This is a genomic window from Parapedobacter indicus (genome assembly GCF_900113765.1).
In the GTDB taxonomy this organism is placed as follows: Bacteria; Bacteroidota; Bacteroidia; order Sphingobacteriales; family Sphingobacteriaceae; genus Parapedobacter; species Parapedobacter indicus.
In genome coordinates, this window is the sequence record NZ_FOQO01000006.1 from 336,802 (window position 1) to 361,257 (window position 24,456).

The following is a 24,456-nucleotide window of genomic DNA, read 5'->3' on the forward strand; positions in this document are numbered from 1 at the left end:
TTTCCTTGATGAAAAAAGTAACCAAAAAAATCAAGGCTGTGAAGCCTCGGTCGCAGGTTGATTGCAAAGCATTTAAAGCGCAGATTGCAGCCGCTGCGCTTCCCCAATCCGCTTGGTACAGTGTCATTACGCAGGTTCCTGCACATGCTTTGCTGCTCCCTGCTTCCCGATCCTTCAAGGCCGATAACCCTCCGAACGTCCGTTCCGTGCGCCTACCAGCACCAACCCATCGTACTCCGCCCATGCCGCCTCATTCTGTCGCGGTTTGCAGTGGGATGCACTACCGTGGTAGCGTCAGAATACAGCGGTGAGTTATTTGCCTACTTTTTTGCGGAAACCGCGAAGCAGCATGAGTGTCTTTAAAAGCGAACATACGAATAAAAAGTAGGGTCATATCGCGGCGAGCGACGGAATGCCCTTGCGGCGATTGAGCAAAAGAGCCCTTGCGGCTTGAGCAGAAATCCCTTTCTGCCAAACTGTCATTCATTCAAAATTTATTGCTAACTTTGTAGGCTTTAATCAACAACGATGTTTGAGACACCGACAAGTACAAAACAGCATGACGAATCGCGCCAGGGCGAGGCATTGCTGTTGGAGAATGATTCAAAAAAAAGCAATGGCCGGAAACTGTACATAGAAAGTTACGGTTGCCAGATGAACTTTTCCGACAGTGAGATCGTGGCCTCCATCCTGTTAGACAAAGGGTTTGAAACCACGCGCGATTATAAGGAAGCGGACGTCGTATTCATTAACACGTGTTCCATCCGTGAAAATGCCGAACAACGGGTACGTAATCGGTTGAAGGAATTCGAATCGGCCAAGGCAAAAAACCCGGGCATGGTGGTGGGGGTATTAGGCTGCATGGCGGAGCGGTTGAAGTCCAAATTTTTGGAAGAGGAAAAACTGGTTGACGTTGTTGTAGGTCCCGATGCATACCGCGATTTACCCAATCTCATTGAGCAGGTCGACGAAGGTTCTCGCGCGGTCAATGTATTGTTATCACGCGAAGAGACTTATGCGGACATTAGTCCGGTACGCCTCAACACCAACGGCGTAACGGCGTTCATTTCCATCATGCGGGGTTGCGATAACATGTGTTCTTTCTGTGTGGTGCCCTTTACCCGCGGACGGGAGCGAAGCCGCGACCCACAGTCTATCGTTAAGGAAGCAACAGACCTGTTCAACGCAGGATACCGTGAAGTCACCCTCCTGGGACAAAACGTCGATTCATACAACTATGAAACCATAAACTTCGCCAATTTGTTGGAAAAGGTCGCCCGGGTAAACCCGTTGCTACGGGTACGTTTTTCGACCTCGCATCCCAAAGATATTACCGATGAGGTGCTCCATACCCTAGCGAGATACGAAAATATCTGCAAATATATCCATCTTCCCGTGCAATCGGGTAACTCAAGGGTACTCAACCTGATGAACCGTACATACGATCGTGAATGGTACATGGAACGGGTAAGTGCCATTCGCAGGATCATCCCTGAATGTGGAATTTCAACCGATGTTATCACCGGCTTCTGCAGCGAAACCGAGGAAGAACACCTGGAAACCCTGTCGATGATGGATTATGTGAAGTATGATTTTGCCTACATGTTTGCCTATTCGGAGCGCCCGGGCACCTTGGCTGCAAAGCGCTATGCGGATGATATTCCCGAGGAAGTGAAAAAGCGACGGCTCACCGAAGTGGTGAACCGCCAACGTGAACATAGTCTGGAACGCCTGCAAACCTATGTCGGCAAGACACATAAGGTATTGATCGAAGGATTATCAAAACGTTCAGACAATGACTATTGCGGCCGAAATGACCAAAACAGCATGGTTGTATTCCCCAAGGACGATCGCTATAAAGTGGGCGACTACGTAAATGTCTATGCAGAGAAATGCACATCGGCAACGTTGATTGGAAAAATCATAGATTAAAAATGGACATTCAAGACATTAAAAATAGATTTGGAATCATCGGCAACTCCCCGCTGCTCAACCGGGCAATTGATGTGGCGCGCCAAGTGGCCCCCACGGATATTTCGGTCTTAATTACGGGCGAAAGCGGAAGTGGCAAGGAGGTGTTTTCGCAAATCATTCACCAACTTAGTTCGCGCAAGCACGGTCCTTTCATTGCCGTTAACTGCGGTGCGATACCTGAAGGCACAATTGATTCGGAGTTGTTCGGGCACGAAAAAGGTTCCTTCACGGGTGCACATGAAGCCCGAAAAGGTTATTTTGAAGTGGTAAACGGTGGCACGATCTTCCTCGATGAAGTAGGGGAATTGCCTCTGGGTACACAAGCTCGATTGCTGCGTGTATTGGAAACTGGCGAGTACATTCGTGTGGGTTCATCCAAGGTACAGAAAACCAACGTACGTGTGGTGGCAGCCACCAATGTGGATATATACGACGCCGTACAGAAGGGAAAATTCCGCGAAGATCTGTATTACCGGCTCAATACGGTACCCCTGCGCATACCGGCGTTGCGTGATCGCAAGGAAGATATCCACCTGCTATTCCGAAAATTTGTAGCTGACTTTACCGACAAATACCGGAGTCCGAATGTACAATTGACGGAAGATGCACAACAGTTACTTGCTAACTATCCATGGCCGGGCAACGTAAGGCAATTGAAAAATATCGCCGAGCAGATTGCGGTATTGGAAAAAGAGCGATTAATTGATGCGAAGATCCTTGAGCAGTACCTCCCTATAGACCACCGAAGCACGCTTCCTGTACATGTGTCGGCTGGTGGAAAAGATGATTTTTCGGAGCGGGATCTACTTTATAAAGTGCTTTTCGACATGAAAAAGGATATGGTGGAATTGAAGAAACTGGTGGTTGAAATTATCCAAAATGGCGTCAACTCCCGGATTGTGGAAGATCACTCTCCTTATATTAACAAGCTGTACCGCGATGTGGACAGCCCTGCCCCCGAACAATTGGCACCGCCCTCCACACTTACCATCCATCATCCGCAAGCGGGAAAAAATGAGGACTTCCACTTCCACACGCAAGAAGTGGAAGAAGTGGAAGAGGAATCGCTTTCATTGGTAGAGAAAGAATCAGATCTGATCAAAAAAGCACTAAAAAAACATAAGGGCAAACGTAAATCTGCGGCACAGGAGCTGGGGATATCAGAGCGAACCCTCTACCGGAAAATCAAAGACCTGAACTTGAATTGACAGGGATGTATATGAGGATTGGAAAAAGAATTGGTTGCTTGGTGTTTTTATCGGCTATGTTAATTGCCCAAGGGTGCGGCGTCAAATATGGCTTTACGGGCGGCTCCATTCCGGAAGGAATGAAAACCTACACCGTAGAGTTTTTCGAAAATACAGCTCCGATTGTTTATCCGACCCTCAGCCAGTCGTTTACTGAGGCGCTCAAAGAACGGATACGAAGCCAGTCGAGCCTCAGCCAGGTGACCAATGACGGTGATGCTATTTTTGAAGGACGAATTACAGGGTATGCCATTACACCCGCTGCCGTGGAAGCCGGCACAGACCGCGCAGCGCTCAGCCGGTTATCTATTACCGTCAGTGTGAAGTACACCAACAATATCAAACCGGAAGACAACTTTGACCAACCGTTTACCCGCTTTAAAGACTTTTCGGGTGCTATATCGGCACAGGAAGAGTCGTTGATACGGGATATCAATCAAATGCTCACAGAAGATATTTACAATCGGGCGTTTGCAAACTGGTAAGCTAAAATTTGGAGGTTATTGACGGAGTGGAACAGTTAGATTACAGCGTATTATACAATAGAACGGTAGCCGATCCTTTGGCAGCTGACGGACAGACCTTGTCCCTACTGATCGATCGCTATCCGTATGCCCAATCCTTACGCTTTATCCAAGCGCGAAGGCTATATCAAGAGAACGGGGGATGCAATATGAACGATGTCTTGTTGTACACCAATTCGCTCAACTGGTTGCAGGGTTATCTGATTGAAGGCCCTTCCCGACCTGAAGACACGGAAGCGGCCGACGCTCAACCTCACACCGAACCAGACAGCATGGTTTCCGATGCTTACGAACATCCTGCTGGGATAGACTACTTTGTCTACGCCGAAAAGGAGCAAACGACCGAATCGGCGGAATTGCTGCCCGCTTCAGATGCCACACCGTATGAAAAGGTAAGCCTCTATAACGACGAGCATATGCCGTATAGCTTTCTTTGGTGGCTCAATAAGACCCGCAAGGAACATGCACATACGTACCAACCTTATGCTCCATTGAACAACATGCTCCAGCATGAGGCCGACCCTACAGAAAAGCAAGACGGCGAGCAGGTTTTAGATCAACAGATTCGGGAGAATATTTTTCACCTGCAGGCTCCCGAAGAAAAATTAAGCGAAAAACATCGGACTCAAACAGTACCCTTTCAGGTTCCTCAAAAGATAGATCCCATCATCGAGCGCTTCATCCGCGAAGAACCACAGATCAAACCACCTCCGGCAGACAAGATTGATCTGGAAAACAAAGCCCGCAAGAGTGCGGAAGATCAATTAACACTGGTCTCAGAAACGTTGGCGAAGGTATATGTTGAGCAGGGCTTGTATCCAAAAGCCATCGAAATCTATAAAAAATTAAGTTTGAAATATCCCGAAAAAAGTGGTTACTTTGCCGCTCAAATAGCTGAACTAGCGAACAAATTAACATAACAAGACATCAAATGCAAACATTATTGATTATATTAATTATTTTGGCCAGTATCCTATTGGCATTCCTGGTATTAATACAGAACCCAAAAGGCGGTGGCCTGGCTTCAGGGTTTGCCGGCGGAGCCAACTTAATGGGGGTAAAGCGCACCGGAGATCTATTAGAGAAAGGTACTTGGATCATGGTTATTGCCATTATGATCTTTTCATTGGTCGTTAATATTTTAGGTCCCTCATCCGGATCTGGAGGAAGCGGCTTAAGCGAGCAGATCAATTCAACTGCACCTGCTGCCCCTATCCTTCCTACGGAAGCTCCGCCAGCTACCCCACAGGATGCACCGCAAGAAAGTGATACCGCTCAATAACAAAAGTCGTGCACTAAAAACAGCGCCTCTCCTTGATCTGAGAGGCTTTTTTATTTTTCCGCTCACAAAACTGCCATTTGCACTGACATCCTGACACGCATACATCTTCCCGCCGGGAAACACCTGTCTTTAAATGAAAAAATGGCAAGGTATCGGGATGAATTGGGACTTGGCATAGTTGATGAGATAAACGATGTGAGAAAAATCAAAAACATTAATAACAATTAAAATTAATTATTAAATAAAATCAATTATGGCATTAAGTATTAAACCTATCGGCGACAGAGTGGTAGTGGAAGCTGCCCCTGCAGAGGAGAAGACCGCATCAGGTATCTACATTCCAGATACCGCTAAAGAAAAGCCACAACGTGGAACTATAGTGGCCGTCGGTGCCGGAAAAACGGATGAGCCTTTGACGGTGAAGGTAGGAGATCAAGTGTTGTATGGCAAATATGCCGGCACCGAGATTACTTACGAAGGAAAGGAATATTTAATCATGAAAGAATCTGATATCTACGCGATCGTTTAGCGTGGTCATCAGCAATCGTATTTTCTTCGAAGGTGTTTAATAATTAATGGTAAACTTAAAAGTTACGATGCAGGACACAGCGATTGATTTCTAAAAATCTCGGATCGCATGTTTAACATCTCAAATCAATTAAAAAAATGGCGAAACAAGTAAAGTATAATGTGGAAGCACGTGATGCCCTGAAAAGAGGGGTAGATACGTTGGCGAATGCGGTGAAAGTAACATTGGGCCCCCGTGGGCGTAACGTGATCATTGAGAAAAAATTTGGTTCTCCTTCCATCACGAAAGACGGAGTCACCGTTGCAAAAGAAATCGAATTGAAAGACGCGCTTGAAAACATGGGTGCTCAAATGGTAAAGGAAGTGGCTTCCAAGACTGCCGATCAGGCAGGTGACGGTACCACCACCGCAACCGTATTGGCACAGGCAATCATTGCTCCCGGTTTGAAAAGTGTTGCAGCCGGCGCTAATCCCATGGACTTAAAACGCGGTATCGACAAAGCTGTTGCTACGGTGGTGGAAAGCCTTCAATCACAGTCGCAAACAGTGGGAGAAGACAACAGCAAAATAAAGCAAGTAGCCAGTATTTCCGCTAACAACGACGAACTGATCGGTGCATTGATCGCTGAAGCAATGGAAAAAGTGGGTAAAGACGGTGTTATTACCGTGGAAGAAGCCAAGGGTACGGAAACCGAAGTAAAAACGGTAGAAGGTATGCAATTCGACCGTGGTTACCTGTCGCCTTACTTCGTAACCAACACCGACAAGATGGAAGCCGAATTGGAAAGCCCCTACATTCTGATTTACGACAAGAAAATCAGTAACATGAAGGAATTGCTTCCAATCTTGGAAAAACAAGTTCAAACCGGAAAGCCGCTGTTAATCATCGCTGAGGATCTTGACGGCGAAGCATTGGCTACCTTGGTAGTCAACAAAATCCGCGGTTCACTGAAAGTAGCTGCCGTGAAAGCTCCCGGCTTTGGCGACCGTCGTAAAGCCATGCTGGAAGACATCGCTATCCTTACCGGAGGTACAGTTATTTCCGAGGAAAGAGGCTTCAAATTGGAAAATGCCGATCTTTCTTACCTGGGCCAAGCTGAAAAAGTGGTTGTTGACAAAGATAACACCACCATCATCAACGGCTCCGGCATTGCGGAAGATATCAAAGGCCGTGTGAATCAAATTAAAGCGCAGATCGAAACCACCACTTCCGATTACGACCGTGAAAAATTGCAAGAGCGTTTGGCTAAATTAGCCGGCGGTGTTGCAGTATTGTACGTAGGTGCAGCGACCGAAGTGGAAATGAAAGAAAAGAAAGACCGTGTAGACGACGCATTGCATGCTACACGTGCGGCAGTAGAAGAAGGTATCGTGGCCGGTGGTGGCGTAGCCTTTATTCGTGCCGGCGAGTCTCTGAAAGACCTCAAAGGTGCTAACGAAGACGAAAACATCGGTATCGAAATCGTAAAACGCGCCATCGAAGAGCCGTTACGCCAAATTTGTAACAACTCCGGTATCGAAGGTGCCATTGTGGTACAAAAGGTAAAGGAAGGCAAAGCTGACTATGGCTACAACGCACGTACGGGCGATTATGAAAACCTGATTGGTGCCGGCGTCATCGATCCGACCAAAGTATCCCGTGTAGCGTTGGAAAATGCTGCTTCTATCGCTTCCATGCTGCTTACTACCGAAGTGGTATTGGCAGACGAACCGGAAGAAGAAAAAGCAGGAGGTGCTGGTGCTCCCCCAATGGGCGGCGGCATGGGCGGAATGATGTAATCATTTAATCATTGCCCCGGCTCGGGGATTATCCTATATGCGAACCGGTACATCTTAAAGATGTACCGGTTTTTTTTATCGCATACAAGAAAGAGGATACAACGTATTGGAAAAGTTGCAGATATCGTTATTTTTGATCTAAAAATTGCAATTCCAAGATATACCAACATGATAAACCCATTAACAATGAGCATTATCGGGAAATACGGACCATGGGCAACTTCCCTACGACCCGCGCTTGGAAAATTATCCTTTCGGAATCAGGCATGGAACGATATACGCACATGGAAGGAGCAAGCATTGGCCAAAGTAAAAGAATTGGTGGCTTCACCGGATATAGGTACGACCCCTGCCGTAAGAACAGAAAAAAAGTACGTCTTTGACGGCTTAGACATAGAAGAATTATCCTGGCAGTTGCCGTACGGCAATCGTACGAGAGCCGCGGTATTGAAACCCGTGAATTCCAAAGGTCGCTTACCCGGTATATTGGCATTGCACGACCACGGCGGGAAAAAATATTTTGGGGTGGATAAAATTACGCGTACAGCGGCGCAACAACATCCGTTGATTGCAGATCACCAACAGAGCGACTATGAAGGGCGGGCTTGGGCAAATGACATCGCAAAACTAGGCTATGTCGTATTGGTGCATGACACGTTTACCTTTGGAAGCCGGCGGGTAAGGTATGACGATGTGGAAGGTCTTCCAACGGTTCCACACCAGGTTTTTTCCGATGAGGAGGACCCCCATGTGGACAGCCAATACATTCTGGCATACAACCAATGGGCCGCCGAGCATGAACATATTATGTCCAAATCGCTTTTTAGCAGCGGTACCACGTGGCCGGGCGTATTTCTGGCAGAAGACCAAGCAGCGTTATCCGTATTGGCGGAAAGGGATGACGTGGATCCTGAAAAACTGGGTTGCGGTGGTTTGTCCGGTGGAGGTCTGCGCACCGTTTATCTGGCAGGCATGGACTCACGCATTAAATGCGCCGTTTGCGCAGGCTTTATGTCTACTTGGGACGATTTTATATTGCATAAATCGTATACACATACCTGGATGACCTATACCCCCTTGTTACCCAATTACCTGGAATTTCCTGAAATTTTGGGCTTACGTGTACCGTTGCCTACCTTGGTACTCAACAATAACCAGGACGAACTGTACACATTGTCTGAAATGAAAAAGGCCGATCGAATTTTGCAGGATGTGTATGCGAAAGCCGGAGTGCCTGATCATTTTGAGTCTGCCTATTACGAAGGACCCCATAAATTGGATATCCAGATGCAACAAAAGGCTTTTGACTGGTTTGGCAGGTGGTTGAGGGTGTAATCATTGCAATTTATCGTTGTTCCGATGCCGCTCGGCATCGCGGATATTTTTCTTTTCCAGATTCGTCGTTAGCGCCTCCGTAAGGTCAATACCCGTTTGATTGGCCAGGCAGATCAGTACAAACAACACATCAGCCATCTCATCGGCAAGGTTTATCTCTTCGTCGGATTTCTTAAACGATTGCTCGCCATACCGACGGGCCATAATACGGGCCACTTCCCCTACCTCTTCCATCAGGATAGCGGTATTGGTTAATTCATTGAAATAACGGATTCCCGTCGTATTTATCCAGTGGTCAATTCTTTTCTGTGCTTCTTCAATGGTCATGCTACTGATGGTCTGCGATCGGCGGCCAATTGCCGATGATCAATGATTGTCTTTGTCTTTCGTATCCATTACGATGGTCACAGGTCCGTCGTTTACAAGGGAAATTTTCATATCAGCGCCAAAAATCCCCGTAGCCACTTTTTTGCCCAGCAGGGTGGAAAGTTCCGTAATCATCGATTCATACAGTGGGATGGCTTGATCGGGTTTAGCCGCGCGGATAAAAGAAGGGCGGTTGCCCTTCTTGGTTTGTGCAAATAACGTAAATTGGGAAATCAGTAGAATGTTTCCCTGAATGTCATGCAGGGACTTGTTCATCAACCCGTTTTCGTCGCCAAACACACGGAGGTTAGCCATTTTCTGTGCCAACCAACGAAGGTCATCCAACCTGTCGGCTTCCTCAATGCCCAATAGAATCACAAATCCTTGGTTGATCGCACCGACAACTTGCTGGTCAACTTTGCAAGACGCCTCCGATACCCGCTGGATAACTGCTCTCACTATTTTTTTCCGATGCGGTACAATCGTCCTTCATCGGTGATCGCATAGAGAGCCCCGTCTTTTCCCTGTTGTACGTCACGGAAACGCTGACCCTGGTCTGACAGCAATCGCTCCTCCCCCACCACTTTGTTATCCTTTATGACCAACCGCGCGATGTGCGTACTGCTTAATCCACCTATAAACAAATTATTTTCCCACTCCGGAATGGAATTGCCAGCAAAGAACGTAATACCACTTGGCGATAATACCGGATCGTAATAATATACCGGTTGTTCCATTCCATCTTTTTGCTGAATGGAGTCGCCAATTTTTTTGCCACTGTATTCCAGACCATAGGTAATGGTAGGCCATCCATAATTCTTTCCAGGTTGGATACGGTTTACTTCATCTCCGCCACGTGGTCCAAATTCTGTTTCCCATAGATCTCCTGTTACTGGGTGGAATGCAAGGCCTTGCACGTTACGATGCCCATACGAATAAATCTCGGCTCTAGCATTATCCCTGCCTTCGAAAGGATTACCTGGTGCCGGTTTGCCGTCTGTCGTGATTCGCAACACCTTTCCCAAAGCTGAATTCAAATCCTGAGCTTGGGGTCGCGTTACGATGTCCGAACGTTCGCCTGTACTTACGAAAAGATATCCTTCGTTACCGACTAAAATACGTCCACCGTAATGCAAATTACTTTTATGCGCCGGTGTAGCTTGGTAAATCACCTGGGCATTTTCAATGCTCTTTTCGTCTGTTGCCAATTTTCCTTTTGCGACAGCCGTAAGCGTTCCATTGGGCGTATCTTGTGAAAACACCCAATAAACCATGCGGTTGCTATCAAATGCCGGGTCGACAGTAATACCCAACAAACCGCCTTGCCCATTGGAATTTACTTCGGGCAGACCGGTAATGGCGTCGCTCAGGGTCCCATCTTGTGCCGCGATCCGGAGTGTACCGGCCTTTTGGGTAATCAAAAATCTCCCATCCGGCAAAACAGCGATACCCCATGGGCGCTCCAACCCTTCACTCACTACTTTCACATCGTATGGAGTCGAGGTTTTTACACCTGCTATACGGGTTTGCCCCTCAAATGCCGGTTTATAATCGGTGTTGGCCTCCTTGGTTTCCACCGGTGCGTACGTCGAATCTGCTACCGACTCATTCCCCCCTTCTTTGGAGGCCGAAGAGTCGCATGCCGAGATCATCAATGATAATCCCGCAAGAATGCCTATTGTTTTCGGAATATGCTGCATAGCTGAAAATTTTGCCTAAAGATAAACACATTTTGCCAACAAAATCAATGCCTATTCATACAATAAAAGAAAACGCGCTGTTATTTTTACAACAGCGCGTCCGCACAGCGGTGTAAAAAGTCAAAATTTCAGATTCAGTCCGAGCAGAAAATTAGTAGTGGCCTGTGGATAATAGTAATTGTAGCTTACCCGATCCGTCTCTGACAGATAATATCCCCAAGTGAAGCCACTTGCCGAATATTTTTCATTGAATAAGTTATTGACCAGCAGGCTCAGTCCGATGTTTTTCAACTTCCAAAAAGAAGTATGGTAAACTACGCGGAGATTGTTCACAAAAAAACCATCGATGATCCGCTCGCTACTACTGGTATTATCCAGGTACTGGCTCGACACATATTTACTCAGCAACGCCAATTCAAGGGGCTTCCAAGGCGTGAAAGCAAGCTCACTCGATGCGACCCAATCGGGTGAAAAGGAAATGTCCGTGATCTTGTAAAAATTCTCCACATCACCCACCACTTCCGTAAAGTTTTTGATCTTATTTTGACTATATGCCAGTGTAGTCCCCCAAGCAAACCAGTCGGAAGGCATCCAACGGCCATCGAATTCCACCCCGATCCGGTAGCTAACCTCGACGTTTTTACGCAAGGTGCTGCCTACATCATTGAGTTGCCCCGTAGGAATTAATTGGTTTTTATATAACATTGCATATCCATTTATTCCGATGTTAAACTGCGGCGACCTGACCCGATAGCCCGCCTCAAAATCATGCAATTGCTCGGCCTTGGGACTTTGTCCTACGGGCCAGTCAGTAAAATCACTTCGAATGGGTTCTTTGTTGGCCAGTGCATAGGAAGCATAGACGTTGCTCGCTGCCGACAGTTGATAGGTAACGCCTATTTTAGGATTGAAAAAATCAAACGATGCATCCTGTGTAATGTCACGCTGGTCATTATCGATTCCTGCAATGCCATAGTCGATGTGACGGTATTGGACATCTGCAAACAAGAATAAATCGTTCAATCGGTAAGAGGCTTTCAAGTAAGTATTGAAATCTTTCTTCGTTGCATCGCCATCGTAATATCGATAAGAAGTGTTGAAGGAGTTTCCTGCTTCATTCAGGTAATTGCGTTCGGTAAATAACGGATATCGGGACCAGACGATATCGCCATAATGCCCACCCTTATATTGGTTATAGGCTCCTCCCCAGGTAATTTCAACACCTCCGGCAGGTTTATATACCAAGGAATAAGTGCCCCCATAAAAGTGATTGTTCAACCACCGCTGGCGTACCAAATCCGTCTCCTCGACCGTATTTCCGGCGACAATAACCGACGACAACCCATAGTCAGCCAATTCGTCGCTATCCCGGAATTGCTCATAATAGCCCTTTCCACGTGTATAATGCAGGGCGGTGTTCAACGTCAATTGGCTTGACAGTGCGGAGGAAAACAGTAGCTGGTAATGCGTTTGCTGGTAGTTGTCGGTTTCATTGTCATACAAGTATTTGTTATACCGCCGGTCTGAGTTTAACAGATTTTCGATCTCGTAATCCGTGAGTCCATCGTCGTATGCATAGGCCTCCATGGCCTCCCGATCGCCGGTAAGGCGGGATTCGGGTGTACCATACCAGGCTTGATACGTTTTTTCTTTCCCTCCAAATACATTGGCACGAAGTAAGCTATTCTTGCCATACCAAGAACCGGATAGGAAAAAAGACTGCAGATCGGAGGTCGCGCGGTCGATATAACCGTCGCTCTTGATACGTGATAACCGCCCATCGAAGGAAAACTTATCATCAATCAAGCCCGTCCCCAGCCGCAGGGTGTTTCTCCATGAATTGTAGGAGCCGAACGAATTATCCAATTCAGCATAGGGAGTCTCGTTGAGCGTGTTAGTCTGGATGTTGAGGCTTGCCCCGAATGCGCCGGCACCGTTGGTGGAGGTACCGACACCTCGTTGGATCTGTACATTATCAACCGATGACGCAAAATCTGGCAGGTTGATAAAAAAGGACCCTAAACTTTCGGCATCATTAAGTGGTATCCCATTAACGGTCACGTTTGTACGTTGCCCGTCGCTACCCCGTATCCGCATACTGGTATATCCAATCCCAGCGCCCGCATCCGAGGAAATGACCACACCCGGCGTTTGGTCAAGTAGATAGGGTATATCTTGCCCAAGGTTATTTTTAGCAATGTCTGCTTTATTGAGATTCTTGTAGGTAGTTGCAGTGTTTTCGGTTGCCCGCGTAGCTTGGACGATCACTTCGTCAGTTAACAGCGTAGCCGATTCCAGCGAAATGCGTACCGTTCGGTCATTGGGAATGGAAACCGTTCGCTGCTGCGACTGGAACCCCAGATAACTTGCTGTAACGACATAGTTCCCCGTTTTTATAGTATGGATCATCACCTGGCCGCTTTTATTGGTTTGTCCCTCGTATGGGGTTCCCATCACACGTACGGATGCCCCGCTCATTGGACTGTCGTCATTGGCGTTGAACACTTCAACGGTAATTTCATGTTGCGCGGAAGCCATAGCCACGTGTGCAAATAGTGCAATCCCTGCGACTAATCTTTTAATCATTTTTGATCTGAATTTCGTTAAACACAACTGTCACAAGGGGTTCACGACAGCTCAATTATTTAACTTACCTTCCCTACGCCGGCATTATCCGGATCAGGTGCTCCCGATATATCAGGATGGGTATAATCTCAGCCTTTATTTGTGTTTGTCTATACAAACAAGGCACCCCTAAATGATGAGACAAAGATAGCTTATTTTTTTCAATGATCAAAAGCGATGAGCCAAGGTAAGATGCCAAGCCGCAAAGCCACTTCATGGCTTTGCGGCTTGGCATGAAACATAGCAAACAATCTCTCGTACACCCAACCGGGTTTATCCCATTAGTTGACTACGGTCATAACTCCGTTCATGATTCGCCAGTGGCCCGGAAATGTACAGATAAAGGGGTATTTCCCAGGGTTGGAAGGTACTTTGAACGTTAGCTCGTACCTTTCTCCGGGGTTTACCAGCGGTGTAGAGAATAAAATATCGGGCGAGTTCGGTATATACTGCAATTCCACACCGTTGGGTTGTTTTGCCAATTCATCCGCAGCTTGCCCTACCCGTTCCATCGTTCCCGGTTTAAGGATCAACAGATTGTGTTGCATGTGATCGGGATTATCAAAAATGAGCTTCAGTGTGGTTCCCGCTTTTACGGAAAGCGCAGGCTTATCGTATTTCATCTCACCCACAATGGATTTAATCGTAATCACTTCGTCCGCGTCAATTGCAGCTGTCTTAACTTCTGCACCCAACACTACGAGGCGGGCATTTTCCAATTTGCCCGTAAAATGGAAATCCTCCGGAAAATCCGCTACATCCTTAGCTTTCGGTGTATTATTTCGTCGCCGGTTATGCCCTAGACGAATATTTCCTTCTGGCATGCTGGCAAAAAGCCCCCTATTCGAACCTTCTGCCGCCAACTTGCCATTGATATGCAAGGTCATCGCTCCACCAGCCAACAATGCCGCCTTTACGGTAAACTCGCGCGACAACGAGTCAGCTGTCGATACAACCGACTGTCGACCTTGTTGATTGACCTGGAAATAAATTTTTCCGGATTTCATATAAACTGCATACCCATTCTGACGATCTCCCTGAGCTACTAATACCCCTTCCGGCTGTGTATGCCGCATCTCGGGCGTTTTCACTTCGGTTACGAAAATGAGGTTCTTACCCGAATAGTCGGGCACCTGCTTTCCGCCGTACGTGGCATTATGTTGGGTGTCCATGGGTAAAACCGACATTTGATTTCCGGCCACGATGCGCTCTACCAATGAGCCATCTGTGTTGGATAAATCGGGGTGGCCATACTTTTTGTGATACGCATCCATAAATGCCGTTCGATGCATGGTACCTGCAATAAGCAACGCATGGGAAATCCACTTATCTTCCGTATTTTCCTTCTGTTGTACCGCCTCAAAGATAGCCGCTCCTAGGTCTGCCGTTGGCGGTGTATCGGAAAGAGTTAATAACATAGCAAGCCGGACACGAAAATCAGCATCATTCAACAGACCTGCTGAAATCAGCTGACGCGCGATGTCGGGATTTCCGGAAGGAAGCGCTTGGACAGCCGCTCGTCGCACACCAGGTGCCGGATGTTTCAAGGCACCCATAACCGCATCCAGGCTTTCCTTATCTGAACCGTCCAGTAACCCCAAGCCATGCAACGTCCATATCGCATGGAGAGCAGCTGCATTGACGTTGACGGCATCTACCGACTTATTGGCTATCAACTCATACAAATCATCCTTAACGGATTTGTCGCCAGACTCTACCAAAAGCCGTTGGGCAGTGAGTCGCCAGAATAAGTTGTCGCTTTGCAGTGCATCTATTAATGTGCCGGGTCGTGTCCGGTCCAATTTATAATGCTTAGACCGCTTCCCATCTTCATATACCAACCGATAAATCCGTCCCCTTGTATTATCCCGTAGCGGATCAATATACGCGTTCCCGGCTCCGTTATCGAAACCATCCGGCGTCGGATTGTGCTGAATAACAAAATTATACCAATCCAGTATCCACAAGGCCCCATCGGGCCCCACCTTTGTATCTACTGGACCAAACCAGTTGTCCGAGCTGGCCACGATATTCCATCCATCTCCTTTTTCTTTAAAGCCGGATCCGTCCTGTTCCAGTACCTGACGATGGACCAATCTTCCCGTAGGTTCAGCAACAAAAGCAATCCGGTTCCAATACATTTGTGGAAATGCCCTTGCCGTATATAGCCTGTGACCGGAAGCTGCCGTAAAGCCACCGTGCACGTCTACCTGCCGGAGATCTTTGGTCAGTACATGCATACCGTAATGCGCATCGATTTTCTCGATTCCTTTTTCTCGCAACTCGGCCTTTTCATAATACCGATTAGGTATAGCGAAAAAATCGCTGTGCTCATTATTGGCCGTAGACACAAACACATCAAAATCTTCCGAAAAACCAAGCCCCCAGGTATTGTTCGACGTGTTGGCCAAAAATTCGAAACGTTGTCCATCTGGAGCAAATCGATACACGCCGGACCCAAATTTATAGGGCTTTCCGCCAATGGTACCCTCAAAAGAAGAGTAGCCAACCGTTCCCCACACATTATTGTCCAATCCATACTGCAGATTGGAAGGTCCTGCATGGGTATCAAACGTTCCCCAACCGTGTATCAACACTTCTTTTACATCGGCTTTATCATCTCCGTCTGTGTCTTTCAGGAATAAGAAATCGGGGGCTTGTGCTACAATTACCCCCCCATTGGCAAACGTCAGTGAAGTGGGGATATTCAGCCCTTCGGCAAATACGGTGAATTTATCCGCTTTGCCATCTTCATCGGTGTCTTCGCAGATAAGTATCCGGTCATCTCCTGCGCCCTTATCATCCCGCACTGTATTGGGATAATCGACCGTTTCGACAATCCACAGCCGGCCTTTTTCATCCCAATCCATGGCTATGGGTTTTTTGATGTCTGGCTCGCTGGCGAATAATTCCAAGCGGAATCCGGGAGGTATTTGTATTAACGTCTGCGACTCTTCGGGAGTAAGGGGAAGTTGGTAGCGGGGCGGTGGGTTACGCTTTTCATAATTTGGCATCGTAGCTTCCCGATAGGTCGGCTGCGCGATTGTAAAATCGTTCAATTTGGCCGCAGCCTCTTCTCCTACCGCCCACATAATACCATTGTGAACCAACTTGAGGAATCCCGGATTACGAAATGTTCGCTCATCATGGCCAAATGCGGTATAGAAAACCCGGCCCTTGCCGTACTCTTTTACCCAAGTATAGGGTTCACGACCCGTACTGTCGACCCGCTCCATCAGCACGACTATGTCATCGGCCTTCTTATCGTGCACATATGTCTCATCCCACTCGGTTGTAAAGGATTCTACTCCCTTCATAACCGGATGTTCGGGCATTACGATTTCCGCGTTGAATGACCCGCCGCCATGGCTTTTGAACTGCCCGCCAATAAGCGCCACCACTTCCGGAGAATTGCGGAAACAATAGGAGCCCGAATGAAGCGGAATAAACCCTTTTCCCGATCTCACAAAATCCAGTAGCCCTTTCTCCTGCGCCGGGCTTATGGAATCGTGGTTTGCATAGAGGATTAATCCGTCATACCGCCATAGGTCTTCGCTCGCTAAATCCTCAGGATCGGTCGAATACGTAATGTTTATTCCCTTCGTGAAATATTCCTGCGCCAATATACCGGCCAGTTGCTCCGAATCGTGATGCTTGCTGTCGTGGCCAAGAAAAAACAACTCAAGCCTTCGGGGTCCCTTGTCGCTCTTTCGTTGCCCATTGCATCCCACGAAGCACAGCGGCACTAGTAAGAGTAATAGCAATTTAGACGTTTTACTCATCGCATTCTATTGTTAGCATTTATCGAATTGGTTTATGAGAACGTAAAGATTTATGCAAATAAAGGTTATGAGAAGGTAAAATCCGGTAATGGAATAATTTCACCACCCCGTTGGGCCGACTCATGGGCTAAAATACCTACACATGTAATATTGGCAGATTGCCGCACATTCGGGTATGGCGACCTCCCTTCCAGCAAGGCACTAATAAATTCGTGAACCAAGTGCGGATGCGATCCACCATGCCCAGCTCCTTGGGTAAACGAAAGATGTTGATTGCCTTCCTCATTGTATACCCCACCGGTTGTAAAGTGTTGAATGGCCGCCGGCAGCAGGTGCCCATAGTCTGGAGACTGTACCTCTTCGGGAATGTCCGGTTCGGGCCTTTTAGCGGTGTGTATCACCAACGGTTGGCCTTCAATCAATGGCCATTCCACTGCTTTTTTTGAACCATATACTTCGAAACTTTCGCGGTATTGCCTCGCTGTATCAAATAAAGAGCGATAGATATGTGCACTTAAATCAGAATTCCGAAATTTAATGTGTGCTGTTTCGACCGCGAACGTTGAATGATAATGAGGGTGTAACTCAGGTCGTATGGTACCCGAACCAAAACAAGAAACATATGCTGCTTCGCTGCGTGTAAGGGCCAACACCGGTCCTACGCAATGGGTGGCATAGTGCATGGGTGGTAAACCCGGCCAGTAATCCGGCCATCCATCCATATCTTGTTGATGACTGGCTTTAAGAAATTGTATTTTTCCCAACTCACCGGTCTCATATAATTCTTTCATAAATAGGAACTCGCGGGCATATACAACAGTTTCCATCATCATATAGGTCAATCCCGTTTCTTGTACTGTTTCTACGATTTGTTTACATTCTTCCACCGTGGTAGCCATGGGCACGGTACAGGCCACGTGCTTCCCCGCACGGAGTGCTTTAAGCGACTGTTCGGCGTGATTGGGGATGGGCGTATTGATATGTACCGCGTCAATTTGATCGTCCTTCAACAATTCGTCGTAGTCCTGGTAGCGCTTTTCAACACCAAAGGTGTTACCAATCTCATTCAAGCTGTCTATATTCCGCTGACAAATCGCATACATATTCGCACCGGGATGTCGCTGATAGATTGGAATAAATTCCGCCCCGAATCCGAGTCCAACAATAGCTACGTTAATTGGCTTTTTACTCATAATTTGTGTTTATGCTTGTTTTCCTGTTACCCATTCTCTTAAGAATTCGTACCCTTCGCTCGCAAATGCATCTTGACTTTCTGCTAAACTCCGCCAGATACATACCGCTCCCGCCAGCTCTTTATTGTCGGGAGTGAAGCTCTCGATAGATACCGTACCCGTGTAGCCAATAGCCTCAAGGCCGCGGTAGTACGCAGGCCAGCTTGCATTTCCCGAACCAGGAGTGCCCCGATAATTCTCAGCAACCTGAACATGCACCAGCTTGTCTCCCGCTTTACGGATCGCTCTTTCGGGATCGGGTTCTTCAATATTCATATGGAACATATCCAGGCAGATACCTGCTGCTGGATGCCCGATTTCATGGATCATGCGAAGCGCATCGTCTACGGTGTTCACCAAATCCGATTCAAACCTATTCAGGGGCTCAAGTGCAATCTGTAGCTTACGATCAGCCGCCATTTCACAGACGCTATAAAGGTTTTCCACGGCACGCTGCCATTCCACCTTTCGTTGCTCGGCGGGCACCATTCTCGCCTTTCCAACTGCGGCATACATCGGGCCCGCAAAAAAGCCCGTGTCTAAACTGGCCGCCATGTCCAGGCACCTAGCAATATAATCCAGTCCCGTCCTTCGTAGGGATTCATCGTCACTCGTCAGATCTCTTGTACTTCCGAATGCACCACATAAAACTGCCTCCAATCCGTTATTGACCAATTCCCTTTTTACCGCCTGTATGTCAATCAAATCGGGATCTTCCACGGCAATCTCAATTTTGTCGAAGCCCATGCGCTTGACTTTTGCAAACAGCTCCGCGGCATCTTCGGTTGTGAAGGGGGAAGTCCACAACCATGTACTAACTCCCAATCTGATCGTTAACGGCATCGTATTAATTACCAGTCTTACTAATTTATTTCGGTCTATAATATAGCATAATTCAAAAACTAAGGTAGCGTTTAAACTGTCAATGAAACACCTGTTAAATAACCAATCATGACTATATTTTATCCATTTTACAGATTTTTTCCCATAATACTGCAATAATAATCCAAACCCATATCCATAAACGCTTGTTATCTACGCGACTTTAATTAATTTTGAGCGACCAAGAAAGATACAAATTATGTGTAACCATGGAAACGACATTCAGAAGAACCGTTGTTCAGAAATCAAACATCCCCGAATCCAACATATTTTTTGTTAGAGAGCTACGCGAGAAACATTTCGATGCGACCTGGCACGCCCATCAAGAGTTCCAGTTATTTTTAGTAGTAGAAGGAACCGGTACGCGCTTCGTTGGCAATACCGTCAAACCCTTTGATAAAGGCGATTTAACGTTCCTTGCCCCCAATATTCCGCATCTGTGGCGCACTGAGGAAAGTTATTTCGAACACCCCTCTGATAAGTTCTGCCACGGACTGGTCGTCTATTTTGATGAAGGATCTTGGAGCCCACTGATGGGAAAAGACGAATTTTTGCAGATTAAGATGCTTTTTGAGAAAGCGCGTTATGGCATGGAAATTCACGGCGAATGTGCAACCACTGTATCGACGTTGATGCTTGAACTCCTTCACTCACACGGTACGGAAAGCATTATCCACTTCTTCAAAATACTTGATTTATTGAGTGTGTGTAAAGATTATCATCTACTCCATGACGACGTAGTTGATAGCCCATTGAAGGAAATCGAATCTAATCGCATTAATACGGTATACAATTATGCCGCCAGGCACTTTAAGAATAAGATTGCCTTGGACGAAGTAGCGGCTTTACTGAATATGACCCCGACCTCATTCAGTCGCTATTTCACCATGAAAACCAGTAAATCGTTTTCGTATTTTCTTACCGAGCTCCGTGTCCGCAATGCGTGTAAGTTGCTTTCCACAGAGGAAGCTAAAAACATTGATCAAATCTGTTACGAATCGGGGTTCAATACCTTATCTAATTTCAACAGGCAATTCAAAACATTCATCGGCATGACGCCCAAGGAGTACCGGCAAAAGTTTTTGACACTCTAGTTAAACGCCAAACCGTTTTCGGATCGTGATACCATAGGTAGCCGGTCTTCCCAGGTGGACGGCGGCGAAACCTACACTATAGGCATAGTCGATGTACCGTTTATCTGTCAGATTCTGTCCCCATAGGCTCAATTCATACCCCTTCAACGAATAGCTGATATTTGCATTTAACAGACTGTAAGCTTCCTGCCCGATGGTATTATCGACAACGAAATACTGTTGGCCGATGAATCTGCCATAAATTCCGAATTGCAGTTGCTGCTTGTTACGAGTTTGCAGTGGCACCACATACTGAGCCCCAAGGAATCCGGTCCATTCCGGCGTATACACCGGACGATTGCCCTTTAATTGGACGTTACCGCCATCCGCTCCCACTGTGTTAAAATCGGTATATTCCGCATGGGTAAACGCAGCGCTTCCCCACAGAGTCAAGTTCCGCACCACACGTGCGGCGATTTCCGCTTCGGCTCCGAAACTGGCCATCCGTCCGGTATTTTCTGTTACGGTAATGGCATCGGGCAAGATGAGTGTTGGCACTTGTGCATTGTTAACACGGGTATAGAACGCAGCTACATCCAATTGCAGGCGCTGATTTAAAAATAGGTTTTTGCTACCCAATTCAACATTGTTACTGAACTCGGGATCAAAAGGTCTTAACGACGCCTCATCGGGATTGGAAGATAATTGAGAGAGCCCTCCGGCACGGAACCCACGTGTATAAGAACCATAGACATGATGCGCCTCATCAACCGCGTATTTTACACTTACCCGCGGTGTAAAGGCATGGAAACCTGCTGAAGCTGAGGTATCGGGTTGAAGGACCATTATCTCTCCGCCATCCGGTTGAAATTCCCCGCGAGCGTCTAATTTAGCGTGTTCGTAATCATACCGAAGTCCTACCTGAAATTCCCAGCCATTTCCAAGCTGATAACCCAGTTGACCGAAAACAGCGGCGCCTTGATTAATGGCCGAATTGGTTAAAATACTGGTAGCATAAGTCGGCGTCCCCTCGCCCATCATCTCGGCATCCGCTCCAAAATAAGTACCCTGCTTGGTCGGGGCATCTTGATGGAATAAAAATGTACCCGCCGTCCAATGAAGGGGGGTATCGTGGGAAGGTGCCGACGAAAGCTTAAACTCCTGGGTAAACACCTTGACATGGTTCCAATCTTTGCCGTAGTCGTTGACAATGGAAACGGCATCCAGGAACGAAAAATCGCCGTCGATGGGATCCCGGTAATACCGGTAGTTGGACTGATAAGCCGTGTGCGAACTAAAATTGAGGGCGTTACCAAAATGGTTAATCGAAAGCGACACATTCCGTGTTTCATCGACCATTTTCGTCCGCGCATTCTGAGTAAGGTGGAACGGGTTTCCAAAGGCATCATCTACGCCCGGAATAAGGGCAAATGCACCGTGGTTACGGTTTGAAATATGTTTAACATTCAACGTCATCGCCCATTGGTTGCTTATTAGGTATTTTAGGTAATAATTGCCAAACACCGTTTGCTGTTTGTCATAATGAGAATGGTCAAAATCATTGGTAAAAAAACCGTTCAGACCGTTATACATTCCCGAAGCTCCAAAAAACAGCCGATCCTTGACGATAGGCGTACGGATACCTAGCAAATAACGCTGTTGCCCATGGCTACCCACGTTCACCTCTGCCAATCCACTTAGTTGGTTTGTAGGCTGTTTGGTGATGATATTAATGACACCGCCCATGGCATTCCTGCCGTAAAGCGTGCCTTGCGGTCCACGCAGCACTTCGATGCGCTCCACATCTTGCAGATAGGGGATGTAGGTATCTAGCCCAAATTGATTGACACCATCCACATAGGTGGCAACGGCCTGGTTGTAAGAGGTAGTAGCAATCCCTCGTATCGAGGCAACATTGCGATTATCCCCGGGGTTTGCCATATTTAGATTCGGCACCACGGCCGTCACATCCATTACGTTCCAAATATATTGTTGCTCAATTTGTCGCCCCTCCACCACGGATAAGCTTGCCGGAATATCGTGCGGGTCACTTTCCATTTTCTGAGCAGTCGCTACAACCTCATCCAGCCGGTTTTCGACGCCCGCCAGTTGAATATCCAAAGAGACATTTTCCTGGACTACTACCGTATGGTTTTCAGCTGCATATCCCAATGCACTCACGCGGACAACGTGTGTACCCGCTGGCAGGTACTCAAGGAGAAAATTCCCTAGTTCGTCCGTTGACGTAGCGCGATTGGAATTCAATACCTGAACCGAGGCACCAGCTATCCCTTCTCCACCTTCCGCACTTACCTTTCCGCCTATCGAATACTGCTGCGCTACGGCGGCACCGGAAAGCATCAAAAACAAACCTAACAAACAAAAGCGGTGCATCGGAACCATGCGATTGATCACGTATATCATTTCAGTATTTTAAAAGTTGCTTTTCAATTTCCTTGCAGAACGCCGAAATTACAACATTTTTTTTTATTCCTTAAGCATCTCCCGCGAAATGACCATCTTCTGAATTTCAGATGTCCCCTCATAGATTTGTGTAATCTTGGCGTCGCGCATGAGGCGCTCCACGTGATATTCCTTCACATATCCATAACCGCCATGAATCTGTACAGCTTCTATGGTAGTTTTCATGGCCACTTCGGATGCATAGAGCTTGGCCATGGAAGCCGCTTGTGTGTAAGACTCGCCCTTGTCTTTGAGCCATGCGGCTTTGAGACACAACAGCCGGGCAGCTTCAATCTGAGTAGCCATATCGGCCAATTTGAATTGAATTGCCTGATGTTGGGCAATAGGCTTGCCGAAGGTTTGGCGCGCTTTTGCATAATTTAGCGCAAGCTCAAAGGCCCCCGAGGCGATACCGAGCGCTTGTGCTGCAATACCGATGCGACCACCTTCTAGTGTTTTCATAGCGAATTTAAATCCAAAACCATCTTCACCGATCCGATTTCCTTTAGGTACCTTTACATCGCTGAATAAAAGCGAATGTGTATCGGATCCCCGGATACCCAGTTTATTCTCCTTCGGCCCTACCGTAAAGCCATCCATCCCCTTCTCGACAATCAATGCATTGATTCCCTGATGCCCTTTTTCGGGATGCGTTTGCGCAATGACCAAATACGTAGAGGCTGTACTCCCATTGGTTATCCAATTTTTTGTACCATTGAGCAGGTAATGGTCACCTTTGTCCTCGGCAGTGGTGCGCTGAGAGGTAGCATCCGAACCTGCCTCCGGCTCAGACAAACAAAAAGCACCGATCTGTTCCCCTGCGGCGAGTGGTTTCAGGTAGTTGCGCTTTTGTTCCTCGGTGCCGTATTCTTCCAACCCATAGCAAACCAACGAATTATTGACGGATACAACCACGGAAGCCGACGCATCGATCTTGGAAAGTTCCTCCATGACCAGCACGTAGGAAACGGCGTCCAGTCCGGCACCGTTGTATTTGGGATCGACCATCATGCCCAGAAATCCCAGTTCACCGAGTTTCTTGATTTGCTCTGCAGGAAATTGCTGCTGCTCATCGCGTTCAATCACACCGGGTTTCAATTCGTTCTGGGCAAAATCACGGGCGGCATCCCGAATCATCCGCTGTTCGTCGTTAAGGTCAAATATCATAATTATCCTAATTCGGCCAGCAAACCATTCAAATCCAAGGTTCTCGTGTACATGTTCAGCGAACCATCCGGAAAATAAGGCCATTGCTCCTTGGGTCGATCCCAATACAGCTCCACGCCATTGCGATCCGGATCATCCAGGTATAACGCCTCGGATACACCATGGTCACTTGCTCCTGTCAACGGATATTGGGCCTTGCGCAGTCTATCAAAGATCACCGCCAAGTCTCGCCTCGTTGGGTAAACAATGGCGGTATGGTACAAGCCAGGGCTCCGCACCGACGCGGGTGGCTCACCCTCACTATGCCAGGTATTCAAACCAATGTGATGGTGATACCCTCCAGCAGAAACAAATGCTGCTTGCCGCCCATACCGGGTGGTCAACTCAAACCCCAGTAAACCGCAGTAAAAGTCCAAGGACCGTGCCAGGTCTGACACCTTCAGATGCACATGACCGATCCGTGTCTGTGCCGGAACCGTATAAAGCTCGTCCATAAA

At 47.3% G+C, this 24,456-nt stretch carries 20 protein-coding genes; 10 read left to right on the top strand and 10 right to left on the bottom strand.

What is annotated here, in order from left to right:
* Positions 1 to 8: 8 nt before the first annotated feature.
* The 9 genes from BMZ56_RS14200 to BMZ56_RS14240 all read left to right on the top strand — a co-directional run bounded on the left by BMZ56_RS14200 (position 9) and on the right by BMZ56_RS14240 (position 8,669).
* Positions 9 to 311 (top strand): hypothetical protein, encoded by a 303-nt coding sequence (locus tag BMZ56_RS14200; RefSeq protein ID WP_090627804.1) that lies wholly within the window; start codon positions 9 to 11, stop codon positions 309 to 311.
* A gap of 217 nt (positions 312 to 528) precedes the next feature.
* Positions 529 to 1,932, top strand: a complete 1,404-nt coding sequence (gene miaB, locus BMZ56_RS14205) for a tRNA (N6-isopentenyl adenosine(37)-C2)-methylthiotransferase MiaB (protein ID WP_090627806.1) — start codon at positions 529 to 531, stop codon at positions 1,930 to 1,932.
* A 2-nt stretch (positions 1,933 to 1,934) separates the two neighbouring features.
* Entirely contained in the window at positions 1,935 to 3,182 is a 1,248-nt protein-coding gene (locus BMZ56_RS14210) for a sigma 54-interacting transcriptional regulator (protein ID WP_090627808.1), read from the top strand.
* 11 nt (positions 3,183 to 3,193) lie between these two features.
* Entirely contained in the window at positions 3,194 to 3,706 is a 513-nt protein-coding gene (locus tag BMZ56_RS14215) for an LptE family protein (RefSeq protein WP_177195155.1), read from the top strand.
* A gap of 8 nt (positions 3,707 to 3,714) precedes the next feature.
* Complete coding sequence (locus BMZ56_RS14220; RefSeq protein WP_090627811.1) at positions 3,715 to 4,665, top strand: hypothetical protein; 951 nt, start codon at positions 3,715 to 3,717, stop codon at positions 4,663 to 4,665.
* An 11-nt stretch (positions 4,666 to 4,676) separates the two neighbouring features.
* Positions 4,677 to 5,027 (top strand): preprotein translocase subunit SecG, encoded by a 351-nt coding sequence (gene secG / locus BMZ56_RS14225; RefSeq protein ID WP_090627812.1) that lies wholly within the window; start codon positions 4,677 to 4,679, stop codon positions 5,025 to 5,027.
* A 253-nt stretch (positions 5,028 to 5,280) separates the two neighbouring features.
* A complete protein-coding gene (gene groES, locus BMZ56_RS14230) occupies positions 5,281 to 5,556 on the top strand; it encodes a co-chaperone GroES (protein ID WP_090627815.1) in 276 nt (91 codons plus the stop codon).
* A 137-nt stretch (positions 5,557 to 5,693) separates the two neighbouring features.
* The gene (groL, locus tag BMZ56_RS14235) at positions 5,694 to 7,334 is read left to right on the top strand and encodes a chaperonin GroEL (RefSeq protein WP_090627817.1); all 1,641 of its coding nucleotides are present in this window, start codon (positions 5,694 to 5,696) and stop codon (positions 7,332 to 7,334) included.
* Between the two features lie 186 nt (positions 7,335 to 7,520).
* Positions 7,521 to 8,669 (top strand): prolyl oligopeptidase family serine peptidase, encoded by a 1,149-nt coding sequence (locus tag BMZ56_RS14240; RefSeq protein WP_218146571.1) that lies wholly within the window; start codon positions 7,521 to 7,523, stop codon positions 8,667 to 8,669.
* On the opposite strand, the gene BMZ56_RS14245 is transcribed toward BMZ56_RS14240, so the two are convergent.
* The 7 genes from BMZ56_RS14245 to BMZ56_RS14275 all read right to left on the bottom strand — a co-directional run bounded on the left by BMZ56_RS14245 (position 8,670) and on the right by BMZ56_RS14275 (position 19,217).
* Positions 8,670 to 8,996, bottom strand: coding sequence for a nucleotide pyrophosphohydrolase (locus BMZ56_RS14245; protein ID WP_090627818.1), 327 nt, complete (start codon positions 8,994 to 8,996; stop codon positions 8,670 to 8,672).
* 39 nt (positions 8,997 to 9,035) lie between these two features.
* Positions 9,036 to 9,494, bottom strand: a complete 459-nt coding sequence (dtd, locus tag BMZ56_RS14250; protein ID WP_090627820.1) for a D-aminoacyl-tRNA deacylase — start codon at positions 9,492 to 9,494, stop codon at positions 9,036 to 9,038.
* Positions 9,494 to 10,735 (bottom strand): PQQ-dependent sugar dehydrogenase, encoded by a 1,242-nt coding sequence (locus BMZ56_RS14255; RefSeq protein WP_090627822.1) that lies wholly within the window; start codon positions 10,733 to 10,735, stop codon positions 9,494 to 9,496. The genes dtd and BMZ56_RS14255 overlap by 1 nt, the downstream gene beginning before the upstream one ends.
* A 120-nt stretch (positions 10,736 to 10,855) precedes the next feature.
* Positions 10,856 to 13,321, bottom strand: a complete 2,466-nt coding sequence (locus BMZ56_RS14260) for a TonB-dependent receptor (protein WP_090627823.1) — start codon at positions 13,319 to 13,321, stop codon at positions 10,856 to 10,858.
* A gap of 320 nt (positions 13,322 to 13,641) precedes the next feature.
* Complete coding sequence (locus BMZ56_RS14265; RefSeq protein WP_090627825.1) at positions 13,642 to 17,142, bottom strand: PVC-type heme-binding CxxCH protein; 3,501 nt, start codon at positions 17,140 to 17,142, stop codon at positions 13,642 to 13,644.
* A gap of 65 nt (positions 17,143 to 17,207) precedes the next feature.
* On the bottom strand, positions 17,208 to 18,335 hold the full coding sequence (locus BMZ56_RS14270) for a Gfo/Idh/MocA family oxidoreductase (protein WP_090627827.1): 1,128 nt from the start codon (positions 18,333 to 18,335) through the stop codon (positions 17,208 to 17,210).
* 9 nt (positions 18,336 to 18,344) lie between these two features.
* Complete coding sequence (locus BMZ56_RS14275) at positions 18,345 to 19,217, bottom strand: sugar phosphate isomerase/epimerase family protein (protein WP_090627828.1); 873 nt, start codon at positions 19,215 to 19,217, stop codon at positions 18,345 to 18,347.
* Between the two features lie 248 nt (positions 19,218 to 19,465).
* On the opposite strand from BMZ56_RS14275, the gene BMZ56_RS14280 reads away from it, so the two are divergent.
* The gene (locus tag BMZ56_RS14280; protein ID WP_090627830.1) at positions 19,466 to 20,350 is read left to right on the top strand and encodes an AraC family transcriptional regulator; all 885 of its coding nucleotides are present in this window, start codon (positions 19,466 to 19,468) and stop codon (positions 20,348 to 20,350) included.
* On the opposite strand, the gene BMZ56_RS14285 is transcribed toward BMZ56_RS14280, so the two are convergent.
* From BMZ56_RS14285 to BMZ56_RS14295, 3 genes are all read right to left on the bottom strand, one after another.
* On the bottom strand, positions 20,351 to 22,753 hold the full coding sequence (locus tag BMZ56_RS14285) for a TonB-dependent receptor (RefSeq protein ID WP_090627831.1): 2,403 nt from the start codon (positions 22,751 to 22,753) through the stop codon (positions 20,351 to 20,353).
* A 63-nt stretch (positions 22,754 to 22,816) separates the two neighbouring features.
* Positions 22,817 to 23,959, bottom strand: coding sequence for an acyl-CoA dehydrogenase (locus BMZ56_RS14290; protein WP_090627833.1), 1,143 nt, complete (start codon positions 23,957 to 23,959; stop codon positions 22,817 to 22,819).
* A gap of 2 nt (positions 23,960 to 23,961) precedes the next feature.
* Positions 23,962 to 24,453: a VOC family protein gene (locus BMZ56_RS14295; protein ID WP_090627835.1), complete on the bottom strand. Its 492-nt coding sequence runs from the start codon at positions 24,451 to 24,453 to the stop codon at positions 23,962 to 23,964.
* Positions 24,454 to 24,456: the final 3 nt, after the last annotated feature.

Coding starts and splice junctions, on each gene's coding strand:
- BMZ56_RS14280 (WP_090627830.1), top strand. CDS start 19,466: ATGGAAACGACATTCAGAAGAACCGTTGTTCAGAAATCAAACATCCCC.
- miaB (WP_090627806.1), top strand. CDS start 529: ATGTTTGAGACACCGACAAGTACAAAACAGCATGACGAATCGCGCCAG.
- BMZ56_RS14285 (WP_090627831.1), bottom strand. CDS start 22,753: ATGATATACGTGATCAATCGCATGGTTCCGATGCACCGCTTTTGTTTG.
- BMZ56_RS14265 (WP_090627825.1), bottom strand. CDS start 17,142: ATGAGTAAAACGTCTAAATTGCTATTACTCTTACTAGTGCCGCTGTGC.
- groL (WP_090627817.1), top strand. CDS start 5,694: ATGGCGAAACAAGTAAAGTATAATGTGGAAGCACGTGATGCCCTGAAA.
- BMZ56_RS14270 (WP_090627827.1), bottom strand. CDS start 18,335: ATGAGTAAAAAGCCAATTAACGTAGCTATTGTTGGACTCGGATTCGGG.
- BMZ56_RS14215 (WP_177195155.1), top strand. CDS start 3,194: ATGAGGATTGGAAAAAGAATTGGTTGCTTGGTGTTTTTATCGGCTATG.
- BMZ56_RS14210 (WP_090627808.1), top strand. CDS start 1,935: ATGGACATTCAAGACATTAAAAATAGATTTGGAATCATCGGCAACTCC.
- BMZ56_RS14255 (WP_090627822.1), bottom strand. CDS start 10,735: ATGCAGCATATTCCGAAAACAATAGGCATTCTTGCGGGATTATCATTG.
- BMZ56_RS14240 (WP_218146571.1), top strand. CDS start 7,521: ATGAGCATTATCGGGAAATACGGACCATGGGCAACTTCCCTACGACCC.
- BMZ56_RS14245 (WP_090627818.1), bottom strand. CDS start 8,996: ATGACCATTGAAGAAGCACAGAAAAGAATTGACCACTGGATAAATACG.
- BMZ56_RS14260 (WP_090627823.1), bottom strand. CDS start 13,321: ATGATTAAAAGATTAGTCGCAGGGATTGCACTATTTGCACACGTGGCT.
- BMZ56_RS14200 (WP_090627804.1), top strand. CDS start 9: ATGAAAAAAGTAACCAAAAAAATCAAGGCTGTGAAGCCTCGGTCGCAG.
- secG (WP_090627812.1), top strand. CDS start 4,677: ATGCAAACATTATTGATTATATTAATTATTTTGGCCAGTATCCTATTG.
- BMZ56_RS14290 (WP_090627833.1), bottom strand. CDS start 23,959: ATGATATTTGACCTTAACGACGAACAGCGGATGATTCGGGATGCCGCC.
- BMZ56_RS14295 (WP_090627835.1), bottom strand. CDS start 24,453: ATGGACGAGCTTTATACGGTTCCGGCACAGACACGGATCGGTCATGTG.
- BMZ56_RS14275 (WP_090627828.1), bottom strand. CDS start 19,217: ATGCCGTTAACGATCAGATTGGGAGTTAGTACATGGTTGTGGACTTCC.
- groES (WP_090627815.1), top strand. CDS start 5,281: ATGGCATTAAGTATTAAACCTATCGGCGACAGAGTGGTAGTGGAAGCT.